The sequence below is a fragment of the Serratia surfactantfaciens genome (genome assembly GCF_001642805.2).
In the GTDB taxonomy this organism is placed as follows: Bacteria; Pseudomonadota; Gammaproteobacteria; order Enterobacterales; family Enterobacteriaceae; genus Serratia; species Serratia surfactantfaciens.
Genome location: NZ_CP016948.1, coordinates 1,070,005 through 1,096,106 on the forward strand (window position 1 = coordinate 1,070,005; position 26,102 = coordinate 1,096,106).

A 26,102-nucleotide genomic window follows, 5' to 3' on the forward strand; every position below is an offset into this window, starting at 1 on the left:
ATGTAAGGGAGAGGAAAAGGGTACATGGCATCATATACCCTTTATTTTACCGGGGCAGCTTGCTTAACGCAGCCAGTTGGTTTTCGCCAGCTCGACCACTTCATCGCCGCGGCCGTTGATGATGGCGCGCAGCATGTACAGGCTGAAGCCTTTCGCCTGTTCGAACTTGATCTGCGGCGGCATCGCCAACTCTTGCTTGGCGGTGACCACGTCCAGCAGCGCCGGGCCGGGATGCGCCAACATCTCCTGCAGTGCGCCATCCAGTTCCGAGGCTTTTTCCACGCGGATGCCCTTGATGCCGGCGGCGTTGGCGATTGCCGCAAAGTCCGGGTTATGCAGATCGGTGCCATCGGTCAGGTAGCCGCCGGCCTTCATCTCCATCGCCACGAACCCCAGCACGCTGTTGTTGAACACCACGATCTTCACCGGCAGCTTGAGCTGCGCCAGCGACAGGAAGTCCCCCATCAGCATGGTGAAACCGCCGTCGCCGCACATGGCGATCACCTGTTTATCCGGCGCGGTGGCCTGGGCGCCGATCGCCTGCGGCATGGCGTTGGCCATCGAACCGTGGTTGAACGAACCGAGCAGGCGACGCTTGCCGTTCATTTTCACGTAGCGCGCGGCCCATACCGTCGGCGTGCCGACGTCGCAGGTGAAGATGGCGTCCTCGCTGGCGTAGTGGCTGAGCTGCTGCGCCAGATACTGCGGGTGGATCGGTTGGTCGTCGTTGGCGGTCGCCAGCCCGTCGAGATCCTGGCGCGCGTTGCGGTAGTGCTCCAGCGCCTTGTCGAGGAACGCCCGGTCGCGCTTCGGCTCCAGCTGCGGCAGCAGGGCGGTGAGCGTGGTGTGGATGTCGCCCACCAGCGCCATATTGACCGGGCAGTGCGCGCCGATGCTGCCGGGGTTGATGTCGATCTGAATGATGTTGGCGTTGGTGGGGTAGAACGCGCGATAGGGGAACTGGGTGCCGAGCAGCACCAGCGTGTCGGCGTTCATCATGGCGTGGTAGCCGGAGGAAAAGCCGATCAGCCCGGTCATGCCGACGCTGTAGGGGTTATCCCATTCGATATGTTCTTTGCCGCGCAGCGCATGCACTACCGGCGCCTGCAGCATTTCGGCCAGCTTAACCACTTCATCGTGCGCGCCGGCGCAGCCGCTGCCGCACATCAGGGTGATGTTCTTCGCCTTATTCAGCGTTTCCGCCAGCTTGTTCAGCTCGCTCATCGGCGGCTGCACCAGCGGCAGCGCCGGGGTATGCCAGGTCAGGGGCGCGTCTTCCGGCGCCATGCGCAGCGCCACGTCGCCCGGCAAGACCACCACCGAGACGCCGCGGTTGAGGATCGCCTTGCGCATGGCGATCTCCAGCACGCGCGGCAGCTGTTCCGGGTTGGAAACCAGTTCGCAATAGTGGCTGCATTCGCGGAACAGCTCCTGCGGATGCGTTTCCTGGAAGTAGCCGCTGCCGATTTCGCTGGAAGGGATATGCGCGGCGATCGCCAGCACCGGCACATGGTTGCGGTGGCAGTCGAACAGGCCGTTGATCAGGTGCAGGTTGCCGGGGCCGCAGGAACCGGCGCACACCGCCAACTGGCCGGTGAGCTGGGCTTCGGCGCCGGCGGCGAAGGCGGCCACCTCTTCATGGCGGGTGCCCAGCCATTCGATGGTGCCCATGCGGTGCAGGCTGTCGCTAAGGCCGTTGAGCGAATCGCCGGTCACGCCCCAAATGCGTTTTACGCCGGCTTGGTCCAGCGTTTTGGCGATCAGTGTGGCTACGGTTTGCTTCATGGTTCCCCCAAACATGGTTTGAAAAACAATGTGTACTCGATCCGGTGAGTGTCAGCAGAACAACTGCAAGCATAGCTTACCGGCGTTGGACGAGATGCGGTCAGGAAGGGTAAAGAGCGTAGGACGGAGGAAAGTGTAACCGGGCGGGGATGGGGGAACTTGCCGATAAATGCCCCATCGCGACGATGGGGCCAGGGGATCACGCCAGCGTGACATCGCCCTGCAGCTGGCAACTGCAGGCCAGCACGTAGCCCTGCGCTACCTCCTCCGCGCTCAGCGTCATGGTGCTGGTGGTGGTGTAGTCGCCTTCTAGGATACGGGTTTTGCACGAGCCGCACACCCCGGCGCGGCAGGCGGCGTTGACCGGCAGGGCGTTGGCCTCCATCGCCGCCAGCAGCGTGCTGCCGACCGGCACGCGGAACTCGCGCAGCGGGCGGGCGGCGCGCAGCGTCAGCCCTTCAGCCGCGTCGCTCTGCGCCGCCGGCGTGTGGAACTGCTCTTTATGGAAGCGCTCGGCCGGCACGCCGAGCTGACGGCACAGCTGCTCCACCTGGTCCATATAGGGCGCGGGGCCGCAGGTCATCACCGTGCGTTCGGCGATATCCGGCGCCGCCTGCCGCAGCGCCTGTTCATTGATGCGGCCGCTGAGGTATCCGGGTTGCAGATCCTGCTCGGCCATCAGCGTCAGGCGCAGCTGCGGATGGGCGGCGCACAGCGCGCGCCATTGATCGGCGAAGATCGTGTCGGCGGGAGTGCGCACGTTAAAGATCACGGCGATATCGCAGGCCGGGCGGTTAGCGGTCAGCCAGCGGCACATCGAGACGATCGGCGTCACGCCGCAGCCGGCGGCCAGCATCAGGTAACGATCGGCCGGGTGGCGTTCGCAGCTGAATTCGCCCTGCGCGTCGGACAGCCACAGGGTGTTGCCGGGCTTGACCTCTTGCGTCAGCCAGCGCGATCCGACGCCGTCCGGCAGGCAGCGCACGCTGATACTGAGAAAGCGGCTCTGGCCGGGCGAGGAGGAGAGCGTATAAGCGCGCAGCGTCTCCTCGCTGTTACGGATGCTGACCAGCGCAAACTGGCCGGCCTGGTAAGGGTAGAAAACGTCGCAGATCAGGTTCAGCGTCCAGACGTCGGCGGTTTCACGCTGGATGGAATGCACCTGCATGCGGTTCGGGCAAAGCGGAGTGGGTTGAGTCATCGGGCACCTCAAAAAGCAAAGGGGCCGGCGCAAGCGGCCCCATAACGTAACGGCATCAGGCGAGCAGCGCGGCGATATCCTGCTCGACGGTGGTGATCGGACGCAGGCCGAATTTCTCGTTGAGGATCGCCATCAGGTTATCGGTCAGGAAGCCCGGCGCGGTCGGGCCGGTGACGATGTTTTTCACCCCCAGCGACAGCAGCGTCAGCAGAATGACGATCGCCTTCTGTTCAAACCACGACAGCACCAGGCTGAGCGGCAGCTCGTTGACGCTGCAGCCGAGGGTGTCGGCCAGCTTGACCGCTAGCATGATGGCGGAGTAAGCGTCGTTGCACTGGCCGACGTCCAGCAGGCGCGGCAACCCCTCCAGCGTGCCGAAGTCCAGCTTGTTGAAGCGGTACTTGCCGCAGGCCAGTGTCATGATCAGGCAGTCTTGCGGCACGCTGCGGGCGAAGTCGGTGAAGTAGCTGCGTTCGTCGCGGCTGCCGTCGCAGCCGCCGACCAGGAAGACGTGGCGCAGTTTCTTTTGCGACACCAGGTCAATTACCGTGTCGGCGGCGTTAAGCAGTGTCTGGCGACCGAAGCCGACGGTGATCAGATGCTCAATCTCGGTATAAGGGAAGCCGTTCATGCCTTGCGCCTGGCGGATCACGGCGCCGAAGTCATCGCCTTCCAGATGGTTGACGCCCGGCCAACCGACGATGCTGCGGGTCCAGATGCGGTCGCCGTAATTGCCGACGTTAGGATCGATGATGCAGTTGGAGGTCATCACGATCGGGCCGGGGAATTTGGCGAACTCGGTCTGCTGGTTCTGCCAGCCGCTGCCGTAGTTGCCCACCAGGTGCTTGAATTTTTTCAGTTCCGGATAGCCGTGCGCCGGCAGCATTTCACCGTGGGTGTAGATGTTGACGTTTTGCCCTTCGGTTTGCTCGAGCAGCATGCGCAGATCTTTCAGATCGTGGCCGGAAATCAGAATGGCTTTCCCGGCTACCGGGCGCACGTTGACCGCGCTAGGCTGCGGATCGCCGTAGGCCTGGGTTTCACCGCGATCGAGGATCGCCATCACGTTGAAGTTCATCTTGCCGATGCCCATGGCGTTGTTCAGCAGGGTGTCGACGTCGCGCGGCCGGGTGCCGAGCCAGGCCATAAAGGCGTGGTAGTCGGCATAGAGTTGCTCGTCGAACTGGCCGAGCACGTGCGCGTGTTCCATATAGGCCGCTGCGCCTTTCAGGCCATACAGGCAAAGCATGCGCAAGCCGTGTACGTCGTCGCCCACCTCGGCTTTGTCGTCGTTGAGGGCAAACTGCGCCGCCTGTTGCAGCAGCGCAGGCATATCGTCACCGGCCAGCTGCAGCGCCGCCATCGGATGCTCGACGCGCACGCCGGCGTCCAGCAGCCGGCAACGGGCGGCCAGCGAGTCGCGCAGCAGCAGGGTTTCCCGCGCGTAGCCGATGATGCGCTGGGAGTCGAAGTTGACGTTGGTCAGAGTGGAGAAGAAGGCGCGCGGGGCGAAGCTGTCGATTTCGTGGTCGACGATGCCCAGCGAACGCGCCTGTAGCGCCCAGGCGGAGAGACCCTGCAGCGCCGCCACCAGCAGATCCTGCAGATCGGAGGTTTCCGCCGTTTTGCCGCACATGCCCTGAGCATACGAGCAGCCGTTGCCTGCCGGGGTACGAATGGTTTGTTCACATTGCACACAGAACATAGTCGCTTCCTTTTATTTTTAAAGTTGCATTTATAATGCTTGTTTAAAAGCATAGATCGGCGATTGGGGTTGCAAAAGGCTTTTGTGCGACTAGTGCGGGCAAGTTTGATTTAGCGCAATTTTGCCGTGCGGATGGGAATTATTACCTATTGGGGGCCGGTCGGCCCCCCGGGGAAAGGATCAGGAGAACAGAGCGATCAGCACCGGTGCCAGCAGGCTCAGCAGGAAGCCGTGCACGATGGCGGGCGGCACCATGTCCAGCCCGCCGCTGCGCTGCAGCACCGGCAGGGTGAAGTCCATCGAGGTGGCGCCGCACAGGCCGAGGGCGGTGGAGCGGCTGCGGCGCACCAGCGTCGGGATCAGCATGATCGCCACCAGCTCGCGCGCCAGATCGTTGAAGAACGCGGCGCTGCCCATCACCGGGCCGTAGGCGTCGGTGATCAGAATGCCGGACAGCGAGTACCAGCCGAAGCCGGAGGCCATCGCCAGCCCGGCCTTCACCGGTAACCCCAGCAGCTGAGCCGCCAGTGCGCCGCCGGCCAGCGATGCAACGGCCACCACCAGCGCCACCAGCGTGCCGCGGCGGTTGAGTATGATCTGGCGCAGCGTCATGCCGCTGTTGCGCAGCTGGATGCCAACCAATAGAAGCAGGAAGATCAGCGCATATTCGCTGCCTTTATGGGCGAACTGCAGCCATGACCACTGCGTCAGGCCGAGCAGGAAGCCGCCGAGCACCACGCCGCACAGCTTGAGCGACTCCAGCGCCATGTGCACGCGCGAAGGCAGTTTTTCCTGTTTATGGCTACTGCGCCACGGCATGCGCCGCTCCAGCAGCGCCAGCAGCAGCAGGTTGGCGCAGAGAATGCAGAAGAAGAACACCGCGCTGTACTGGAAGATCAACACCAGGTTGCTGCTGAGGTTTTCCATAAACGCCAGGCTGATGCCCATGAAAAACAGGATCACGTACACCATCCAGCTCAGCAGCCGGTTGATCAGCACCAGCAGCGGACGATGGCGCAAGGGTATGAGGTAACCGACAATCAGCGGTAACAGAATAATCAGCAGTCCTGAGTACATGGTGCAGCTTGTGTCCTTGAGTATTGAAGCGCGCCGAATGGCGGCGAGGAGCACACGCTAACCAAAAGCCCGGCCGGAGTAAAGCGGCAGATTTGACGTTGGTCGCTTGACCTGCAAGGGGTTTTTTGACCATGCTCTGTGAAAGTCACCTCATTGAAGAGCTGGCGACACGCACGGGAGGCGGCGGATGTTCTTGGAGCGTATCGAAATTGTAGGTTTTCGTGGCATTAATCGGCTGTCGCTGATGCTGGACGACAACACGCTGTTGCTTGGCGAAAACGCCTGGGGTAAATCCAGCCTGCTGGATGCGCTGACGCTGTTGCTGGCGCCGGAGCAGAAACTGTATCGTTTTGAAGCGCACGACTTCCATTTCCCGCCGGGTGAAGAGGCGGCCAAAGAGCGCCATCTGCAGGTGGTGTTCACCTTTTGCGAGAAAGACATCGGCCATGCGCACCTGCCGCGCTATCGCCATCTGACGCCGCTGTGGGTCAAGGGTGAAGATGGCCTGAGCCGTATTCATTACCGCTGCGAGGGCGAGCTGGCCGACGACGGCACGGTGTGTACCTGGCGCGGTTTTCTCGATGCCGACGGCAACGCCTTTCAACTGCACCATATTGAACAGCTGGCCCACGCCATCATCCGCATCCACCCGGTATTGCGCCTGCGTGACGCGCGTTTTATTCGCCGCTTGCGCCCCAGCAGCCTCGGCGATGAACGCAAACCTGATACGCAGGCGCTGGCGCAGCAACTGGATCAGCTGACGCGCGAGCTGGTGCGCAATCCGCAGAAGCTGACCAACAGCGAGCTGCGCCAGGGGCTGGCGGCCATGCAGCAGCTGCTGGAGCACTATTTCGCCGAGCAGAGTTCGCAGGTGGCGCGGCCGCGTCGTCGCGGCGGCGAACCGGAGCAGGACGCCTGGCGCGCGCTGGACGGCATCAACCGTATGGTGGCCGAACCGAACAGCCGCAGCATGCGCCTGATCCTGCTGGGGATGTTTTCCACCCTGTTGCAGGCCAAGGGCGACGTCAAGCTGGACCCGCACGCCCGGCCGCTGCTGCTGGTGGAGGACCCGGAAACTCGCCTGCATCCGATTATGCTGTCGGTGGCCTGGGGGCTACTCAATCAGCTGCCGTTGCAGCGCATCACCACCACCAACTCCAGCGAACTGGTGTCGCTGGTGCCGGTGGAACACGTATGCCGGCTGGTGCGCGAGTCGGGGCGGGTCGCGACCTATCGTCTCGGGCCGCGCGGGCTCAGCGCCGAAGACGGGCGGCGCATCGCGTTTCACATCCGTTTCAATCGGCCATCGTCGCTGTTCGCCCGCTGCTGGCTGCTGGTGGAGGGCGAGACCGAAGTGTGGCTGCTGAACGAGCTGGCGCGCCAGTGCGGCTACCATTTCGAGGCGGAAGGGGTGAGGGTCATCGAATTCGCCCAGTGCGGCCTGAAGCCGCTGCTGCGCTTCGCCCGCCGCATGGGCATCGAATGGCATGCGCTGGTGGACGGCGACGAGGCGGGTAAAAAGTACGCCAACACCGTGCGCAGCCTACTGGACAATCATGAAGACAACGAGCGCGATCGGCTGACCGCGCTGCCGGCGCCGGACATGGAGCACTTTATGTTCCGCGAAGGGTTCGGCCCGGTCTATCACCGGATGGCGTCGGTGCCGCTCAACGCGCAGATGCCGGTGCGCAAGGTGATCCTGAAAGCGGTCCACCACTCCTCGAAGCCGGATCTGGCGATCGAGGTTGCGATGCAGGCCGGCGAATGGGGCACCGATTCGGTGCCGCCGCTGCTGAAAAAAATGTTCTCACGGGTGATCTGGCTGGCGCGCGGCCGGGCGGACTGACGGCCCGCCGGGCGTTATCGGGCGCAGAAATGCGCCGCCAATCCCTGTTCCAGCTCGTCCAGCAACTGATAGCGGCGGCGATATTCGGCGCGTTTTTTGCTGGCAATCTCTTCGACCGGCTTGCGGGCGATGCGCTCGGGCAGCAGGAAATAGCCGCTATCGAGCGGTTTGGCACCCATTGACAGCCAAAACTGATCGTAATCGGCGTGCAGTTTGTCTTTCTTCTTACTTTGGTAACGCCAGTTTTGATAGATATGGGTGGCGTTGCCGACCGCCACGATCTGGCGGATGCCGAGGTGCCGCGCCAGCGTGCAGATGCCTTCCAGCACCAGCCGTTTGGGGAACAGGCCATGACACTCTTTGGTGGTGTGCTGGATCTCGGCGTGAGGCACGTCATGGTTCGCGCCCTGCAGGCCGCCGATGAACAGCGTCGGCTGCTGCTGATAATGCATCAGCGCGAAGGTGATCTCCGCCAGCATCACGCCGTTGGCGTTGCGCAGCAGCAGCGTGGCTTCCCCTTCCTTATTCAGCTTGTCGATCGCCGCCAGCTCCAGCGTGATCGGCACTTCGTTCTTGCCCATCGCGCTGGCCAGCACGAAAGGCTGTGGGCTGAGGTGGCCGAGACGCATCTTCAGCGGCATGCGCTGTACGATGAGATCGTAGTGATCGCGCAGGGCGAACAGACATTCGATCTTGCTCATGTTGGCCGCCAGGTACGGGCGATGCAGTTTGCACGGCAGGTTCGGCTGCGCGCTCAGGATCTCTTCCAGCAGCGGGTTGCTGGCCAGAGTGCTGAGCAGGCCGCTGGTGGTGCGCCAGTTGAGCAGCGAACGGCCGAGAAACTTCAGGCGAAACGAGGTTTTTTTCCAGGCATTGCTCGGCGCCTTCTCGCCATTGATCAGCGCCGTCATCAGTTGCCAGCCGTTAAGCGGCTGGGCGGAGGCGAGTGGGTAGCTGAGCTGTGACATGATGAAATCCTTGGCTGTGTTGAATGGCGCTATTTCATCAAGGCTTCACTAAACGGGAGTTCAATGCCGAACTGTAACCAAGCGTGTCTCCACATTGTGTTGAGCTAAGGTTTAGTTATTCCCTGCGGTGCATGCTAATTTAGCTCCGCCGCCGCAGTGGGCGGTCGATATTCACAAGCACAGGCAGGTCAATTTTGACAGGGTTTAAAGGACATAAACGCCGCTGGATACTTGCTCTGGCGGCGATCGCGGCGATTGCCGCGGCGGCCGTTTGGCACTTCCGCCATCCGGCGCCAATCGATTTCAAAACGGTGAAAGCCACTCAGCGCGATCTACAGCAGAACGTGTTGGCGACCGGTCAACTGGACGCGGTGCGCAAGGTTGATGTCGGCGCGCAGGTTAGCGGCCAGTTGGAAAAGCTGTATGTCGAGATCGGCGACAAGGTGAAGAAAGGCCAGTTGCTGGGGGTCATCGATCCGCAACAGGCGCAGAACAGCATTCGCGAAGGGGAAGCGACGCTGCGCGAACTGCATGCCCAACTGCTGCAGGCGCAGGCCGAGCAGCAGCTGGCGGCGGTCACGCTGCAACGCAACCAGGCGCTAGCCAAGCTGCAGGCGGTATCGCGCCAGGATCTGGATCAGGCGGCGACGCAGCTGGCGGTGAAGAAAGCGCAGGTGGGCACCATCAATGCGCAGATCGCCCGCAATCAGGCCAGCCTGGATACCGCCAAGATCAACCTCGCCTACACCCGCATCGAAGCGCCGATGGATGGCGACGTGGTGCAGATCACCACGCTGCAGGGCCAGACGGTGATCGCGGCGCAGCAGGCGCCGAATATTCTGACGCTGGCGGATCTCGGCACCATGCTGGTGAAAGCGCAGGTATCGGAGGCCGACGTCATTAACCTCAAGCCGGGCCAGCAGGCCTGGTTCACGGTGCTTGGCGATCCGACCCGGCGCTTCGACGGCGTGCTGAAAGACATTCAGCCGACGCCGGAAAAGGTCAACAACGCCATCTTCTATTATGCGCGTTTCGAAGTGCCCAACCCTGAGAGGCTGCTGCGCTTGCAAATGACGGCGCAGGTGCATATTCAACTGGCCGGCGTCAAACAGGCGTTGGTGATCCCGCTGGCTGCGCTGGGCGATCAGATCGCCGACAATCGCTACCACGTCTCGGTGCTGAAACACGGCAAGGAAGAGAAGCGCGAAGTGGCCATCGGCCTGCGCAACAATATCGACGTGCAGATCCTCAGCGGGCTCGAGGCGGGTGATGAGGTGATCGTCAGCCGTGGCGGCGTGGAGGCCGGCTGATGGCGGCGCTGTTGCAGCTGAACGGCATTCGCCGTAGCTACCGTTCCGGCGAGCAGACGGTGGAGGTGCTGAAGGGGATCAGCCTGAGCATCGACGCCGGTGAAATGGTGGCGATCATGGGGGCCTCCGGCTCCGGAAAATCGACGCTGATGAACATTCTCGGCTGTCTGGACAAGCCGAGCGCCGGCGTGTATCGGGTAGCCGGGCAGGATGTGGCGACGCTGAGCGACGATGCGCTGGCGCAGCTGCGGCGCGAGCATTTCGGCTTTATCTTTCAGCGCTATCATCTGCTGCCGCACCTGAGCGCGGCGCACAACGTCGAAGTGCCGGCGGTGTACGCCGGGCTGGGCAAAGCGGCGCGGCGCGAAAGGGCGGTAGCGCTGTTGCGGCGTCTGGGGCTGGGGGAGCGCGTCAACTATCGGCCGAGCCAGCTTTCCGGCGGCCAGCAGCAGCGCGTCAGCATCGCCCGCGCGCTGATGAACGGCGGGCAGGTGATCCTGGCGGATGAGCCGACCGGCGCGCTCGACAGCCATTCCGGCGAAGAGGTGATGGCGATCCTCAAGCAGCTGTGCGCCCAGGGCCACACGGTGATCCTGGTGACTCACGATCCGGCGGTGGCGCGCCAGGCTGAACGGATCATCGAAATCCGCGACGGCGAGATCATTGCCGATTCGCGGCCGGCACCGCAGGAGAATGCGCAGGCCAAGCCGCTGGCGCTGGCCGCCGCGGCGCCTTCCTGGCGGCAGATGGGCGGCCGCTTCCGCGAAGCGCTGGTCATGGCCTGGCGCGCGATGGCGGCCAACAAGATGCGCACCGCGCTGACCATGCTCGGCATCATTATCGGTATCGCCTCGGTGGTCTCAATCCTGGTCATCGGCGACGCCGCCAAGCAGATGGTGCTGGCGGACATCAAATCGATCGGCACCAACACCGTCGACATATACCCCGGCAAGGATTTCGGCGACGACGATCCGACCTACCGGCAATCGTTGAAATACGGCGATCTCGATGCGCTGCGCGAGCAGCCTTACATCAGCGCGCTGTCGCCGAGCATCAGCAGCAGCATGCGGCTGCGGCTGGGCAACGTCGACGCGGCGGCCAACGTCAACGGCGTCAGCGAGCAGTTCTTCCGCGTGTACGGCATGAGTTTTACCCAGGGCGTCGGCATCGATCCGATGCAGGTGCAATCGCAGGCGCAGACGGTGGTGATCGACGCCAATACCCAACGGCGGCTGTTCCCGCACCAGAAGAACGTGGTGGGTGAGGTGATCCTGGTCGGCAACATGCCGGCGACGGTGGTCGGCGTGGCGAAGGAGAAGCAGTCGATGTTCGGCAGCAGCAAAACGCTGAACGTATGGGTGCCTTACAGCACCATGGCCAACCGGCTGATGGGCAACAGCTATTTCGATTCGATCACCGTGCGCATCCGCGACGGTTACGACAGCAAGGAAGCGGAGCAACAGCTGTCGCGTCTGTTGACGCTGCGCCACGGCAAGAAGGATTTCTTTACCTATAACATGGACAGCCTGGTGCAAACCGCAGAGAAAACCACCCGCACGCTGCAGCTGTTCCTGACGCTGGTGGCGGTGATTTCGCTGGTGGTCGGCGGCATCGGCGTGATGAACATCATGCTGGTGTCGGTGACCGAGCGCACGCGCGAGATCGGCATCCGCATGGCGGTGGGCGCCCGTTCCGGTGACGTGCTGCAGCAGTTCCTGATCGAGGCGGTCTTGGTCTGCCTGGTGGGGGGCGCGCTGGGAATTACGCTGTCGTTCGCCATCGGTCTGGCGGTGCAGTTGGTGCTGCCGGGTTGGCAGATCAGCTTCCCGCCGGCGGCGTTGCTGAGCGCCTTCCTCTGCTCCACCGGCATCGGTGTGGTGTTCGGCTATCTGCCGGCGCGCAACGCCGCGCGGCTGAATCCTATCGATGCGCTGGCGCGCGAGTAAGTCAAGGGCATAAAAAATGCCAGTCACACGGCGGCTGGCATTTTTATCGCAGTCACGGTCAGTGCAGCGCGACGCTGCGGGAAGCGTTTAGGACAGCGCCTCGCTTTCCACCGGCACAATAAGACTGGCATGGTTGCCTTTGGGCCCTTGATGCACGTCGAAGCTGACCTGCTGGCCCGCCTTCAACGTTCTGTAACCATCCATCTTGATTGTGGAATAATGCGCGAAAATATCTTCGCCACCGCCGGCTGGGCAGATGAAACCAAAACCTTTGGCGTTGTTAAACCATTTAACAGTACCCGTCTCCATGCTTTTACATCCCTCGCAACGCTATTTTAAGTGAGATGAATAACTGATTTCGCACCCGCCATGGGCGAGTAGCAGCGTGGACAAGGGGTGGTTAAAAGACCACCAGCCACGAATTTACACTCTAGAGCAAATGATCGGGGCGTCAAGCGATCGGCTTTTGTCGGCGGGGAGCAGTTCACCAAAGTTTGAAGCAGGTAACGCTATTGCCACGATTCAGTCACAATTGGCCCGTTTTTTTGCGCACGTTACAGTGCGGCGGGACGATGCCGAAGATGATAAAATAGTAACTATCCCCACTTTGAATAACCGAAACCTGTCCCCATATCAGAGGACAGAGCAGAGAAGATGAGTAGCGATGGGCAATAACAACGATTGGCTAAATTTTGAACACTTGGCCGAAGAAAAACAAATCGATGCGGTAAAACCGCCGTCTATGTATAAAGTTATACTTAACAACGACGATTACACACCGATGGAATTTGTGATTGACGTTCTGCAAAAGTTCTTTTCTTATGATATTGAACGCGCAACGCAACTGATGCTCACGGTCCACTATCAAGGCAAGGCGATCTGTGGTGTTTTTACCGCCGAGGTGGCGGAAACCAAAGTCGTCCATGTGAACCGGTACGCAAGGGAGAACGAGCATCCGTTGCTTTGTACGCTGGAAAAAGCCTGAATAAGGCAATCTATTGGGGAGGTGCTTATGCTCAATCAAGAACTGGAACTCAGTCTCAACATGGCTTTCGCCAGGGCGCGTGAGCACAGACACGAGTTTATGACCGTGGAGCACCTGTTGCTGGCGTTGCTGAGCAACCCTGCCGCGCGAGAAGCGCTTGAGGCATGTACGGTGGATCTGGCCGCGTTGCGCCAGGAGCTGGAAGCCTTCATCGAACAAACCACACCGACGCTGCCCGCCGGCGAAGAGGAGCGCGACACTCAGCCGACGCTCAGCTTCCAGCGCGTGCTGCAGCGCGCGGTCTTCCATGTGCAATCTTCCGGCCGCAGCGAAGTCTCCGGCGCCAACGTGTTGGTGGCCATCTTCAGCGAGCAGGAGTCGCAGGCGGCTTATCTGCTGCGCAAGCACGACGTCAGCCGTCTCGACGTGGTGAACTTTATTTCACATGGCACGCGTAAAGACGAGCCGGGCCAAGCACCGAATGCGGAAAACCCGGTGAACGAAGAGCAGTCCGGAGGGGAAGACCGTATGGAAAACTTCACCACCAACCTCAATCAGTTGGCCCGTGTGGGCGGCATCGATCCGTTGATCGGCCGCGATCGTGAGCTGGAGCGCGCGATTCAGGTGCTGTGCCGCCGTCGTAAAAACAACCCGCTGCTGGTCGGCGAATCCGGCGTCGGCAAGACCGCCATCGCCGAAGGCTTGGCCTGGCGCATCGTGCAGGGCGACGTGCCGGAAGTGATGGCGGACTGCACGCTGTATTCGCTGGATATCGGTTCACTGCTGGCCGGCACCAAATATCGCGGCGACTTCGAGAAGCGCTTCAAGGCGCTGCTCAAGCAGCTGGAGCAGGATCAGAACAGCATCCTGTTCATCGATGAAATTCACACCATCATCGGCGCCGGTGCGGCTTCCGGTGGGCAGGTGGATGCCGCCAACCTGATCAAACCGCTGCTGTCGAGCGGCAAGATCCGGGTGATCGGCTCGACGACCTACCAGGAGTTCAGCAACATCTTCGAAAAGGATCGCGCTCTGGCGCGCCGCTTCCAGAAGATCGACATCACCGAGCCGACGGCGGAAGAGACCGTTCAGATCATCAACGGCCTGAAGGCCAAGTATGAAGCGCACCATGACGTGCGTTATACCGCCAAGGCGATCCGCGCCGCGGTGGAGCTGTCGGTGAAATACATCAACGATCGTCATCTGCCGGACAAGGCGATCGACGTGATCGACGAAGCGGGCGCCCGCAGCCGGTTGATGCCGGCCAGCAAGCGCAAGAAAACCGTCAACGTGGCCGATATCGAATCCGTGGTGGCGCGCATCGCCCGCATCCCGGAGAAAACCGTGTCGGCCAGCGATCGTGACGTGCTGAGAAACCTGGGCGATCGCTTGAAGATGCTGGTATTCGGTCAGGATCAGGCGATCGAAGCGCTGACCGAAGCGATCAAGATGAGCCGCGCCGGTCTGGGCCACGAGCGCAAGCCGGTCGGTTCTTTCCTGTTCGCCGGGCCGACCGGGGTCGGGAAAACCGAGGTCACCGTGCAGCTGGCCAAGGCGATGGATATCGAGCTGCTGCGTTTCGACATGTCCGAGTACATGGAGCGGCATACCGTCAGCCGTCTGATCGGCGCGCCTCCGGGCTACGTCGGTTACGATCAGGGCGGTCTGCTGACCGATGCGGTGATCAAGCATCCGCATGCGGTGGTGCTGCTCGATGAGATCGAGAAGGCGCACCCGGACGTGTTCAACCTGCTGCTGCAGGTGATGGACAACGGTACGCTGACCGATAACAACGGCCGCAAGGCGGACTTCCGCAACGTGATCCTGGTGATGACCACCAACGCCGGGGTGCGGGAAACCGAACGCAAGTCGATCGGTCTGGTGCAGCAGGACAACAGCACCGACGCGATGGAAGAGATCAAGAAGGTGTTTACGCCAGAGTTCCGCAACCGTCTGGACAACATCATCTGGTTCAACCATCTGTCTACCGAGGTGATCCAGCAGGTGGTCGACAAGTTTATCGTCGAACTGCAGGCGCAGCTGGATGCGAAGGGCGTCTCGCTGGAAGTGAGCGACGAAGCGCGCGATTGGCTGTCGGTGAAGGGTTACGACCGTGCGATGGGCGCTCGTCCGATGGCGCGCGTCATGCAGGAAAACCTGAAGAAACCGTTGGCCAACGAGTTGTTGTTCGGTTCGCTGGTGGACGGCGGTTCCGTGAAGGTCGAGCTGGACAAGGACAAAAAACAGCTGACTTACCACTTCCTCAGTGCCGCCAAACGCAAGGCGGATGAGGGTGCGGTGCACTAAGGCCGCCTTCAGGCAAAGAAAAAGCGATGCTTCGGCATCGCTTTTTTTATGGGTGAGATTCACCGTACAACAGAAACGAGTGAGCCCTCTCAGTTTACCTGCGCACCTGCAACCCGTTGTTTAACGTCGCTGCGGGGGTAAACGGAAAGGGCTCCCGAGGGATTACATCCTCGATGCCGCCAGCGTGTGGCGCGCGGTGAGCCGATTAACGGCTACGGAAGACAATGCGGCCTTTGCTCAGGTCGTACGGGGTCAGCTCTACAGTGACTTTGTCGCCCGTCAGGATGCGGATATAGTTTTTACGCATTTTACCGGAGATGTGTGCGGTTACCACGTGCCCGTTTTCCAATTCAACGCGGAACATGGTGTTCGGCAGCGTATCAAGAACGGTGCCCTGCATTTCAATATTGTCTTCTTTGGCCATCGAATCCTCTAGGTTTAACTACCTTAGTTTTTAACCGGCAAGATAATGCCGAAAAACCCCCATTATGTAAAGATGTGTCGGTGAACATTGCACCGTTTCCACCAATTAGTTTGCTGGGGAGGGCGGTTCAACCGGCTGTGGGGATATGACTTGCGCTTCCCAGCACGCCGGCGCCAGGGGCCGCCGTTGAAGGGTGCTGAGCTGCTGCAAAAATTGACGGCGCGGAATTTCACGCGCGCCAAGGCGGGCAGTGTGAGCGTTCAGCACCTGGCAGTCAATCAATTCCCCGCCATAAGCGGCAAAATGGCGGCAAAAGGCCATTAATGCGCATTTGGAGGCGTTAGTGACGCGGCTGAACATCGATTCGCCGCAGAACAACGCGCCCTGCGCCACGCCGTACATGCCGCCAACCAATTGATCATCCTGCCATACCTCCACCGAGTGGGCGTAGCCGAGACGATGCAGGTGCAGATAGGCGCGCTGCACCTCCGGGCCGATCCAGGTGCCTTCGTCCGGGCGATGGGCGCAGGCGGCGATCACTGCGGCGAAGTCGTGATTGAGCGTGATGCGAAACGGGTCGTGGCGCAGAAAGCGTTTCAGGCTGCGGTTGAGATGAAACTCGGCCGGGAACAGCACCGCGCGCGGATCGGGCGACCACCACAATATCGCTTCCCCCGGCGAGTACCAGGGGAAGATGCCGCGCTCGTAGGCCGCCAGCAGCCGCGGCGCCGTGAGGTCGCCGCCGATCGCCAGCAGGCCGTTAGGATCGCGTAGGGCGCCCTCAGGCGAGGGAAACGCCAGCGACTGCGGGGAGAGCTTAACGATGCGCATACAGGGCCTCTGCGTCCTCTACGGGCCGATTACGGCGCCAGGTTGCTGATACGGTTGCGAAAGCGGGCATAGCGGCCCTGCTGGCTCATCAGGGTGGCGTGATCGCCCTGTTCGACAATCTGGCCGTCGTCCATTACGCAAATGCGATCGAGATGCTCCAGACCATACAGGCGGTGCGTCACCAGAATCAGCGTCTTGCCCTGACAATGCTGGCGCAGCAGCGCCAGAATCTGCTGCTCGGTCTCGGCGTCCAACCCTTCGGTGGGTTCGTCAAGCAGCAGCAGCGGGGCTGGGTGCAGCAGCGCGCGGGCGATGCCCAAACGGCGCTGTTCACCGCCGGACAACTGGCGGCCGCCTTCGCCCAGCCAGGCGTTCAGCCCGCCGTCACTGTCCAGCAGTTTGCCCAGCCCCACCTGCTGCAACACCTCGCTCAGGCGAGCGTCGTCGGCATCCGGTGCGGCCAGCCGCAGGTTTTCCCGCAGCGTATCGCTGAAGATGTGCACCCGCTGGCTGACGACCGTGGTCATCCGGCGCAGCGTGGTTTCATCATAATCCTCCAGCGGTTCGCCGTTGAGCAGAATTTTTCCGCCGTCGGTGCGCCATGCGCGGGTCAGCAGCTGCAGCAGGGTGGACTTGCCGCAGCCGGTGCGGCCGAGTAAGGCAATGTGTTCGCCGGCTGCGACTTCGAGCGTAACGTCGCGCAGCACCGGCTGCGGCTGATCGGGGTAGGTGAAGCTCAACTGCTGCAGGCTGAGCAGCGCCCGATCGGCGGCGGCCGGACCGGCGGCCGGGAAGGTCACTTCCGGCTGGCGATCGATAATCTGTTTGACCCGCGTGGCGGAGGCGATCACCTGGCCGAGGTGCTGGAAGGCGCCGGCGACCGGCATCAGCGCTTCGAACGACGCCAGCGCGGCGAAGACAAACAGCGCGATCAGCGCGCCGGGCTCGGCATCGCCGCCGATGCCGGCGGCGGTCAGCCACAGCAGCAGCGTCACCGTCAGCCCGCTGGCGAGGATCATCAGCGCCTGCGCCTTGCCGCTCAGCGAGGTCTGCTGCCACTGGCGGCGTTGCCACAGCTGCTCGGTGGCGTTCAGCGTCTGGCGGAAGTCGTTGACGGCGCCGAACACCACCAGCTCCGCCTGCCCCTGTAGCCAGGCGGTCAGCTCGGTGCGGTATTGGCCGCGCAGGGCGGTGAGTTGGCCACCGATCGGTTTGCCGGCGCGATAGAATACCGGCGGCACCAGCAGCAACAGCAGCAACAGAATGCCGCCCAGCGTCAGGGCGAGCGCGGGATCCAGCCAGCTCAGGCCGTAGGTGACCACCAGGATCACCGCCGCCGCACCTACCAGCGGTGAAATCACCCGCAGATAAAGGTGATCCAGCGTGTCCACGTCCGCCACCAGGCGGTTGAGCAGGTCGGCCTGGCGGAAGCGGGCGATGCCGCCCGGCGTCAGCGGCAGGATCTTGCTGAAGGTGAACACCCGCAGATGCGACAGCACGCGGAAGGTGGCGTCGTGGCTGACCACGCGCTCGGCGTAGCGCCCGGCGGTGCGGAAGATCGCTGCGCCGCGCACGCCGGCGGCCGGCAGCATGTAGTTGAAGGTCAGCAGACCCGCCAATCCGGCCAGCGAAGACGCGGCCAGGAACCAGCCGGAGAGCGCCAGCAGGCCGATGCTGGCCAGCAGGGTGACGATCGCTAAAAGGATGCCCAGGCTAATCAGCAGGCTATGGCGGCGATACAACGCCAAAAACGGCAGCAAAACGCGCATGATTAAAGCTCCCCGCGGCGATGGGCGATCAGACTGGCGAACAGGCCCGGTTGGGCGCTGAGGGTGGCGTAATTGCCCTGTTGCGCGATACGCCCATCATCCATCACCCAAATCTGGTCGTAGTCTTCGGTATCTTCCAGCTGATGCGTCACCAGCAGGGTGGTTTGCTGATGCGAAGCGGCGTTCAGCGCCAGCATTACCCGCTGTTCGCTATGGGCATCGAGGCTGGCGGCCGGCTCATCCAGCAGCAGCAGGCGGCGCGGGCCGATCAGCGCCCGGGCGACCGCCACGCGCTGCGCCTGGCCGACCGACAGGCGAGCGGCGTTGTCGCCCACTTCGGTGTCGAGCCCCTGCGGCAGATAGGGCAGCAGTTCGCTGACGTAGGCGTGTTCCACCGCCTGCTGCAGCTGCGCTTCGTCGGCCTGCGGGCAGCCCAACAGGATATTGGCGCGCAGGGTTTGCGCCGGCAAATGCGGGTTTTGCCCGACCCAACTGAGCTGTTGACGCCAGTTTTCTGCGGACAGTTCACGCAGCTCGACGCCGTTGACGGTCAGCGACCCACGGTAGGGCAGGAAGCCGAGCAGCAGGTTGAGCAGCGAGCTTTTACCGGCGCCGCTCAGCCCGACCAATGCTACGCGCTGTCGCGGCTGCAGAGTGAAATTGAGCGGCCCGGCCAGCAGCACGCCGTTCGGCGACAGGATTTCCAACTCGTTCGCCTGCAGCGTAAGCGGCTGATCGGCGGGCAGCTGCCGCGTGCCGTTCCCCATCTGCTCGCCTTCGGCGCTGAGGAAGGTTTCCAGCGCTTCCGCCGCGCCGACCGCCTGCGCCTTGGCATGGTAAAAGGCGCCGAGATCGCGCAGCGGCTGGAAGAACTCCGGCGCCAGAATCAGCACCAGAAAACCGGAAAATAGCGTTACGCCGAGGCCGTAGCTGCCGAAGTTGAGTTCGCCGAGGTAGGAAAAACCGAAATACACCGCCACTACGGCGATGGAAATCGAGGCGAAGAACTCCAGCACGCCGGAAGAGAGGAAGGCCATGCGCAGCACTTCCATGGTGCGGCTGCGGAAGTCTTCGGAGGATTTGGCGATCTGCGCGGTTTCGGCCTGTGCGCGATCGAACAGCCGCAGGGTGTCCAGGCCGCGCAGGCGGTCGAGGAAGTTGCCGCTCAATCGCGCCAGCGCCACGAAGTTGCGGCGGTTGGCGTCGGCGGCCCCCATGCCGACCAGCGCCATGAACAGCGGAATGAGCGGCGCGGTCGCCAGCAGAATGATGCCTGCGGCCCAGTTGATCGGGAAGACGGCGATCAGGATAAGCAATGGGATGAACACCGCCAGATACATTTGCGGCAGATAGCGCGAGTAATAGTCCTGCATATCCTCGATCTGCTCGACGATGATGCTGGCCCAGCTGCCTGCCGGTTTGCCCTGGATCCACGCGGGGCCGAGCTGCTGGAGTTTATCCAGCACCTGCTGACGCATGCGCTGACGGATCACCTGACCACACAGGAAACCGACCCGCTCCCGCAGCCAGCTCAACAGCGCCCGCAGCGCAAACGCGACGATCAGCCAGATAAACGAAGGGATCAGCTGTTCGCGCGGGGTGTGCTCGATGATCAGGGCGTGCAGCAGGCTGGCCAGCAGCCAGGCCTGCGCCACGATCAGCAGGCCGCTGAATAGCCCCAACAGCATGGAAAGGCGCAGCCAACGCTGCGCTAACGAACTCTGGGTTTTAAGCCAACGGGTTAACTGTTGCTGTCTGGTTTTTTTCATCAGATATGCGTCTGCGTCGCCGGCGCCCGTTTGTTACGGGCTGGGTTAACGTACTGTTAAATAATAGTGTTTGGCGCAATCGGCGACAAACAAGCGAGGGCTCATGTTACCTCGTCACCCGGCAGACTGAAAAGAATAAAGCGGGCGAAAGTGGCTATAACAGATGGGAGAGGGCGATTGCAGAACGCAGAAACAAAAAAAGCGGCTCGAGAGCCGCTTTTTGCTGATGACGAGAACGTCTTAGCAGACTTCGGCGCCGGCGATGCCGTCCAGGTAACGCTCTGCATCCAGCGCCGCCATGCAGCCGGTGCCGGCTGAGGTGATCGCCTGGCGATAAATGTGATCCATCACGTCGCCTGCAGCGAAGACGCCGGGGATAGTGGTTTGGGTCGCATTGCCGTGAATGCCGGACTGCACCTTGATGTAACCGTTTTCCAGCTCCAGCTGGCCACCGAAGATGCCGGTGTTCGGGCTGTGGCCGATGGCGATGAACACGCCGGCCAGCTCCAGTTCACGGGTTTCGTTTTCCGCTTTGGTGCTGCGGATGCGCACGCCGGTCACGCCCATTTCATCGCCCAGCACTTCGTCCAGCGTGTGGTCGGTGTGCAGCACGATGTTGCCGCTTTTCACTTTTTCCATCAGCCGGTCGATCAGGATTTTCTCCGAGCGGAAGCTGTCGCGGCGGTGGATCAGATGAACCTCGGCGGCGATGTTGGACAGGTACAACGCTTCTTCAACGGCGGTGTTGCCGCCGCCGACCACCGCGACTTTCTGGTTGCGGTAGAAGAAACCGTCGCAGGTCGCACAGGCGGAAACGCCTTTGCCCTTGAACGCGTCTTCGGAAGGCAGACCAAGATAGCGGGCGGAAGCGCCGGTCGCGATGATCAGCGCGTCGCAGCTGTATTCGCCGCTGTCGCCGAACAGGCGGAACGGACGCTGCTGCAGATCGACGCTGTTGATGTGGTCGAAGACGATTTCCGTCTGGAACTTCTCCGCGTGCTCGCGCATGCGTTCCATCAACGCCGGACCGGTCAGGCCTTCGGCATCGCCCGGCCAGTTTTCCACTTCGGTGGTGGTGGTCAGCTGGCCGCCTTGTTCCAGACCGGTAATCAGCACCGGGTTCAGGTTGGCGCGCGCCGCGTAGACGGCGGCGGTGTAACCGGCCGGGCCGGAGCCCAGAATCAGTAATTTGCTATGTTTAGCCGTGCCCATGAATAACCTCTTTATTCCACAATGGCGGACAATGAAGCCGATTGTAGGGAAAATGACGCAGTAAAAAAAGCGCCGGGCGACGTTGTTAACGATTTGTATGATAGTTGTCGCCTATTAATGCGTCCATTGTCGGTAAATCGTACGCCGAACGCAGAAATTTAACTTATCAAAGCCGCCGTCCGCCAGCGAATCACCCACCGCGCAAAAACGGCGCATTCTGCGAGTTCAGCCGCTTCCGCCCGGGGTTTATCTGCCAGCGATTCATAACCAAAAATGGGATGCAGACTTTTCATGACGGTACGTTGTTCTGATTTTGCTTCTTTTACTTTGACAATCCGCTGCGCATTTGCGAAAACATCATAGGAAGAAGAAATTATCCCCGTAACACCAGCAAATCGTACGTATTTACGCCGCAAGGCGACAATACGCACCAGGTGTGCGGAGCAGGGCGCGCAAGCGTTTGCTGATTTTTTCTCGACCGAAACGTCGTTACCGGCGCTGCGCGGGGTTGGACAGACAGGCTGCGCGGCGTGGAATGATGGTAGTGAAGAAGCATATGACAGGCATCGGGTCTTCGCTTGGAACGAACCCTTACACATTGACGTTGGCTAGGGTGTGGCAAGTGCACGGAAGAAAATAAGAGAGACAATAATAATGGCAGACAACAAGAAACGCCCGGGTAAAGATCTTGACCGTATCGACCGCAACATCCTGAATGAGCTGCAGAAGGATGGGCGTATTTCGAACGTCGAGCTTTCGAAGCGCGTGGGGTTATCCCCGACACCATGTTTAGAACGCGTGCGCCGTCTCGAGCGCCAGGGTTTCATTCATGGCTATACCGCATTGCTCAACCCGCATTATCTGGATGCGTCCCTGCTGGTTTTCGTGGAGATCACGCTGAACCGCGGCGCGCCGGATGTGTTTGAGCAATTCAACTCGGCAGTGCAGAAGCTTGAAGAGATTCAGGAGTGTCATCTGGTTTCCGGCGATTTCGACTACCTGTTGAAAACCCGCGTACCGGACATGTCGGCTTACCGCAAACTGCTGGGCGAAACCTTGCTGCGTTTGCCGGGGGTTAACGACACCCGTACCTACGTAGTGATGGAAGAAGTGAAACAGAGTAACCGTCTGGTTATCAAAACACGGTAAGGTGCAGGTGCAAAACCTGATTAAATTGGTTACACTCCTGTTTATTCATACAGTTTCGGCGCCGGGGAAGCTTCTCGGCGCTGTTGCTATGTCAGCTAACAGGAACCTGGAGAGCCTTTCTTGAGCCAGGAATATACAGAAGATAAAGAAGTTACCCTGAAAAGACTCAGCAGTGGCCGGCGTTTGCTGGAAGCTGTGTTGATCGTGGTAGCGATTTTTGCCGTTTACCTCATGGCTGCGTTGGTCAGCTTCAATCCGTCTGACCCAAGCTGGTCGCAGACCGCGTGGCATGAGCCGATTCACAACCTGGGCGGCGGTGTTGGGGCCTGGTTGGCCGACACGCTGTTCTTCACCTTCGGGGTGCTCGCCTACGCGATACCGCCGATCATGCTGGTTCTGTGCTGGGCGGCCTACCGCCAACGCGGCAACCGAGACTACGTCGACTATTTCGCGCTCTCACTGCGCCTTATCGGCACTCTGGCGCTGGTGCTCACCTCCTGTGGGCTGGCGGCGCTGAACGTTGACGATCTTTATTACTTCGCTTCCGGCGGCGTGATCGGCAGCCTGCTGAGCAACGCCATGTTGCCGTGGTTCAACGGCATCGGCGCCACGCTGGCGCTGCTGTGCGTGTGGGCGGCAGGCCTGACGTTGTTTACCGGCTGGTCCTGGCTGGTGATCGCCGAGAAGATCGGCGGTGCGGTGCTGGGCGTCGCGACGGTGATGACCAATCGCTCACGCCGCGAAGAACGCTATTTCGAGGATGACGAGCGTTACGTTGACGACGAGCCTGAGCAGGCAGGGAAGGGCGCCGCCGCAGCGGTTGCCGCGACCGCCGCCGGAGCCGCGGCCGCCGATGACGACGTGCTGTTCTCCGCGCCTTCGGTCACCGAAAGCGCCAAAGCGGCAGCGGAAGACGCTGCCGATCCGTTGCTCAGCGGCCTGCGTGCCGACGATGACGAAGTCGACGCTGAAGCGGCGCCAATCGCGCCGGCGGCTCCGCCTGCACCGGCGGTAACGGCGGCGGTCCACGAGCCCGTTGCTGCACCGGTTGGCGTTCAGGCGCCGTCGGTGACGGTGACGGTGGCACCGGCCGCCCCGGCCTCGGTCAACCAGCACCCGGTAAGCGCCCCGCCACAAGACGCTACGCCGCCGCTATATTCCTTCGAGATCCCGGAAGAAACGCCGGCGCCGAAGGCGACGCGTCCGGTCGATCCTTATCAGGATGACGATGAGCCGCGCCTTGGCAACTGGCAAGAGCCGGCTGCGCCGCAACCGCAGGCGCATTCTCCCTTTGATTTTAGCGCTGCGCAGCGCGACAGCGTCGACCTCGGCGGTTCGGGCGGTTTCAGCGCCACCGGCGCCAGGCCGCAGCTGGACACGGCGGCGGCCACTGCCGCGGCGGGTGCAGCAGCAGCCACCTTCATGCCTGCTTTCACGGCGACCAGCGACGGCAATCCGCAGGTTAAACAGGGTATCGGCCCTGAGTTGCCGCGGCCGAATCCGGTGCGTATCCCGACCCGTCGTGAGCTGGCTTCTTACGGCATCAAGCTGCCTTCGCAGCGTGCGGCCGAACAGGAGCTGCGCCAGGCCGAGGCGGAGCCTCAACAGCCGGCGGCGGTGAACCCGCAGGAAGAAGAGGCGCTGCAAGAAGCCGCGCTGCGTCAGGCGTTTGCCGAACAGCAAAGCCAGCGCTACGGCGAAAGCTACGCTCCGGAGCAAGATGACGAGAGTGCATTGCAGGAAGCCGAGCTGAGCAAGGCGTTTGCCGAACAGCAGAGCCAACGTTACGGCGAAGAGTATCAACAGGACGACGAAGAGGCGCGGCAAGAAGCGGTGCTGCGTCAGGCGTTCGCCGAGCAGCAGCAGGCGCGCTACGGCCAGCAGGAGTCTGCCCCGCAGGCACCGGCCGCCAGTGCGGTCGATACCCGCAATGCTTTCAGCTTCTCGCCGATGGCGGATTTGGTGGACGATGGCCCTAGCGAGCCGATGTTCACGCTGTCGCCGCAGCTTGAAGAGCGCATTGAACTGCAGAGCGAGCAAGAGGACGATGTGCCGTTCGGCCAGTTTGAGCCTGCGGAGCCGGCTGCCCAGCCTCAGCAACCGTACCAGCAGCAGTACCAACAGCCGCAGCAGCAGCCGTATCAACCGTCGCCGCAGCAGGCACCGCAACAGTCTCAGCAACCGCAGGCCGAGCAGCATCCGGCGATGGACAGCTTGATTCACCCGTTCCTGATGCGCAACGATCAGCCGCTGCAGAAGCCGACCACGCCGCTGCCGACGCTGGATCTGCTGACCGAAGCGCCGAAAGAGGTGGAGCCGGTCGATTCCTTCGCGCTGGAACAGAAGGCACGCCTGGTAGAGGCCAGCCTGGCCGATTACCGCGTGAAAGCCGACGTGGTAGACATCCTGCCGGGGCCGGTGATCACCCGCTTCGAGTTGGATCTGGCGCCGGGGGTTAAAGCGGCGCGCATTTCCAACCTGTCGCGCGATCTGGCGCGCTCGCTGTCGACTTCGGCGGTGCGCGTGGTGGAAGTGATCCCTGGTAAGCCTTACGTCGGTCTGGAGTTGCCGAACACCAAACGTCAGACGGTGTATCTGCGCGAAGTGCTGGATTGCCCGGCCTTCCGCGACAACCCGTCGCCGCTGTCCATCGTGTTGGGTAAGGACATCTCCGGCGAACCGGTGGTGGCGGATCTGGGTAAGATGCCGCACTTGCTGGTTGCCGGTACCACCGGTTCCGGTAAATCGGTCGGGGTCAACGCCATGATCCTGAGCATTTTGTATAAGGCCACGCCGAAAGAAGTGCGCTTTATCATGATCGACCCGAAAATGCTGGAGCTGTCGGTTTACGAAGGCATCCCGCATCTGTTGACCGACGTGGTCACCGACATGAAAGACGCGGCCAACGCGCTGCGCTGGTGCGTGGGCGAAATGGAACGCCGCTACAAGCTGATGTCAGCCCTGGGTGTACGTAACCTGGCCGGTTACAACGAGCGTGTCGATCAGGCCGAAGCGATGGGGCGTCCGATCCCGGATCCGTTCTGGAAGCCGACCGACAGCATGGACATCACGCCGCCGGTACTGGAGAAAGAGCCATACATCGTGGTGATGGTCGACGAATTCGCCGACCTGATCATGACGGTGGGCAAGAAGGTTGAAGAGCTGATTGCTCGCCTGGCGCAGAAAGCGCGTGCGGCGGGCATCCACCTGGTGCTGGCGACCCAGCGTCCGTCGGTGGATGTGATCACCGGCCTGATCAAGGCCAACATTCCGACGCGTATCGCCTTTACCGTGTCGAGCAAGATCGACTCCCGCACCATCCTCGATCAGGGCGGCGCAGAGTCCTTGCTGGGGATGGGCGACATGCTCTATCTGGCGCCGAACTCCTCGATTCCGGTGCGTGTACATGGCGCATTCGTGCGCGATCAGGAAGTGCACGCGGTGGTCAAGGATTGGAAAGCGCGCGAGCGGCCCCAATATAAAGAGGGCATTCTCAGCGGCGGCGAAGACGGCGAGGGCGGAGCCGGCGGTGGGATGGACGGCGACGAAGAGCTGGATCCGCTGTTTGACCAGGCGGTGGATTTCGTGGTGGATAAACGCCGCGCCTCCATCTCTGGCGTACAGCGCCAGTTCCGCATCGGCTATAACCGCGCCGCGCGCATCATCGAACAGATGGAAGCGCAAGGCATCGTCAGTGAGCAGGGGCACAACGGCAACCGCGAGGTGCTGGCGCCGCCGCGGCATGACTGATGCTTTAGCCATTGCAATTCAATAAGAAAGGGCCGCTTAAGCGGCCCTTGTGCAAAGAAGCGTAAACC

19 protein-coding genes are annotated in these 26,102 nt (G+C 61.7%); 7 read left to right on the forward strand and 12 right to left on the reverse strand.

What is annotated here, in order from left to right:
• Positions 1–63 precede the first annotated feature (63 nt).
• From poxB to ATE40_RS05110, 4 genes are all read right to left on the reverse strand, one after another.
• Entirely contained in the window at positions 64–1,785 is a 1,722-nt protein-coding gene (gene poxB / locus ATE40_RS05095; RefSeq protein WP_063919115.1) for a ubiquinone-dependent pyruvate dehydrogenase, read from the reverse strand.
• A gap of 199 nt (positions 1,786–1,984) precedes the next feature.
• Positions 1,985–2,986 carry an NADH oxidoreductase gene (hcr, locus tag ATE40_RS05100; RefSeq protein ID WP_025159682.1) on the reverse strand — a complete coding sequence of 334 codons (1,002 nt, stop codon included), beginning with the start codon at positions 2,984–2,986 and terminating at the stop codon, positions 1,985–1,987.
• Positions 2,987–3,041: 55 nt separating this feature from the next.
• Positions 3,042–4,691, reverse strand: coding sequence for a hydroxylamine reductase (hcp, locus tag ATE40_RS05105; protein ID WP_063919116.1), 1,650 nt, complete (start codon positions 4,689–4,691; stop codon positions 3,042–3,044).
• Positions 4,692–4,871: 180 nt separating this feature from the next.
• Positions 4,872–5,768 (reverse strand): LysO family transporter, encoded by an 897-nt coding sequence (locus ATE40_RS05110; protein ID WP_019454565.1) that lies wholly within the window; start codon positions 5,766–5,768, stop codon positions 4,872–4,874.
• A 187-nt stretch (positions 5,769–5,955) separates the two neighbouring features.
• Between ATE40_RS05110 and ATE40_RS05115 the strand changes: the two genes are divergently transcribed.
• Positions 5,956–7,614 (forward strand): ATP-dependent endonuclease, encoded by a 1,659-nt coding sequence (locus ATE40_RS05115; protein ID WP_019454564.1) that lies wholly within the window; start codon positions 5,956–5,958, stop codon positions 7,612–7,614.
• A 14-nt stretch (positions 7,615–7,628) separates the two neighbouring features.
• On the opposite strand, the gene ATE40_RS05120 is transcribed toward ATE40_RS05115, so the two are convergent.
• A complete protein-coding gene (locus tag ATE40_RS05120) occupies positions 7,629–8,582 on the reverse strand; it encodes a VirK/YbjX family protein (RefSeq protein ID WP_019454563.1) in 954 nt (317 codons plus the stop codon).
• Positions 8,583–8,776: 194 nt separating this feature from the next.
• Between ATE40_RS05120 and macA the strand changes: the two genes are divergently transcribed.
• Together macA and macB are read left to right on the forward strand one after the other, a co-directional pair.
• On the forward strand, positions 8,777–9,892 hold the full coding sequence (gene macA, locus ATE40_RS05125; protein ID WP_063919117.1) for a macrolide transporter subunit MacA: 1,116 nt from the start codon (positions 8,777–8,779) through the stop codon (positions 9,890–9,892).
• Positions 9,892–11,838: a macrolide ABC transporter ATP-binding protein/permease MacB gene (gene macB, locus ATE40_RS05130; RefSeq protein WP_063919118.1), complete on the forward strand. Its 1,947-nt coding sequence runs from the start codon at positions 9,892–9,894 to the stop codon at positions 11,836–11,838. The genes macA and macB overlap by 1 nt, the downstream gene beginning before the upstream one ends.
• Before the next feature lie 87 nt (positions 11,839–11,925).
• Here macB and cspD read toward each other — a convergent pair whose 3' ends face one another.
• Positions 11,926–12,147 carry a cold shock-like protein CspD gene (cspD, locus tag ATE40_RS05135; RefSeq protein WP_004928349.1) on the reverse strand — a complete coding sequence of 74 codons (222 nt, stop codon included), beginning with the start codon at positions 12,145–12,147 and terminating at the stop codon, positions 11,926–11,928.
• A gap of 355 nt (positions 12,148–12,502) precedes the next feature.
• On the opposite strand from cspD, the gene clpS reads away from it, so the two are divergent.
• On the forward strand, positions 12,503–12,823 hold the full coding sequence (gene clpS / locus ATE40_RS05140) for an ATP-dependent Clp protease adapter ClpS (RefSeq protein ID WP_004928347.1): 321 nt from the start codon (positions 12,503–12,505) through the stop codon (positions 12,821–12,823).
• A gap of 27 nt (positions 12,824–12,850) precedes the next feature.
• A complete protein-coding gene (gene clpA, locus ATE40_RS05145; RefSeq protein WP_004928343.1) occupies positions 12,851–15,130 on the forward strand; it encodes an ATP-dependent Clp protease ATP-binding subunit ClpA in 2,280 nt (759 codons plus the stop codon).
• Between the two features lie 205 nt (positions 15,131–15,335).
• Here clpA and infA read toward each other — a convergent pair whose 3' ends face one another.
• From infA to ATE40_RS24555, 6 genes are all read right to left on the reverse strand, one after another.
• Positions 15,336–15,554: a translation initiation factor IF-1 gene (infA, locus tag ATE40_RS05150; RefSeq protein WP_002211347.1), complete on the reverse strand. Its 219-nt coding sequence runs from the start codon at positions 15,552–15,554 to the stop codon at positions 15,336–15,338.
• 105 nt (positions 15,555–15,659) lie between these two features.
• On the reverse strand, positions 15,660–16,385 hold the full coding sequence (aat, locus tag ATE40_RS05155) for a leucyl/phenylalanyl-tRNA--protein transferase (RefSeq protein ID WP_019454560.1): 726 nt from the start codon (positions 16,383–16,385) through the stop codon (positions 15,660–15,662).
• Between the two features lie 29 nt (positions 16,386–16,414).
• The gene (gene cydC, locus ATE40_RS05160; protein ID WP_063919119.1) at positions 16,415–18,154 is read right to left on the reverse strand and encodes a heme ABC transporter ATP-binding protein/permease CydC; all 1,740 of its coding nucleotides are present in this window, start codon (positions 18,152–18,154) and stop codon (positions 16,415–16,417) included.
• A gap of 2 nt (positions 18,155–18,156) precedes the next feature.
• Positions 18,157–19,923 carry a heme ABC transporter permease/ATP-binding protein CydD gene (cydD, locus tag ATE40_RS05165; RefSeq protein ID WP_063919120.1) on the reverse strand — a complete coding sequence of 589 codons (1,767 nt, stop codon included), beginning with the start codon at positions 19,921–19,923 and terminating at the stop codon, positions 18,157–18,159.
• Positions 19,924–20,163: 240 nt separating this feature from the next.
• On the reverse strand, positions 20,164–21,135 hold the full coding sequence (trxB, locus tag ATE40_RS05170; protein WP_019454557.1) for a thioredoxin-disulfide reductase: 972 nt from the start codon (positions 21,133–21,135) through the stop codon (positions 20,164–20,166).
• Positions 21,136–21,293: 158 nt separating this feature from the next.
• Positions 21,294–21,566 carry a hypothetical protein gene (locus ATE40_RS24555; protein ID WP_156785401.1) on the reverse strand — a complete coding sequence of 91 codons (273 nt, stop codon included), beginning with the start codon at positions 21,564–21,566 and terminating at the stop codon, positions 21,294–21,296.
• Between the two features lie 223 nt (positions 21,567–21,789).
• Here ATE40_RS24555 and lrp point away from each other — a divergent pair, with 223 nt between their 5' ends.
• Together lrp and ATE40_RS05180 are read left to right on the forward strand one after the other, a co-directional pair.
• Complete coding sequence (lrp, locus tag ATE40_RS05175) at positions 21,790–22,284, forward strand: leucine-responsive transcriptional regulator Lrp (RefSeq protein ID WP_004928318.1); 495 nt, start codon at positions 21,790–21,792, stop codon at positions 22,282–22,284.
• A gap of 120 nt (positions 22,285–22,404) precedes the next feature.
• Positions 22,405–26,034: a DNA translocase FtsK 4TM domain-containing protein gene (locus ATE40_RS05180; protein WP_063919121.1), complete on the forward strand. Its 3,630-nt coding sequence runs from the start codon at positions 22,405–22,407 to the stop codon at positions 26,032–26,034.
• Positions 26,035–26,102: the final 68 nt, after the last annotated feature.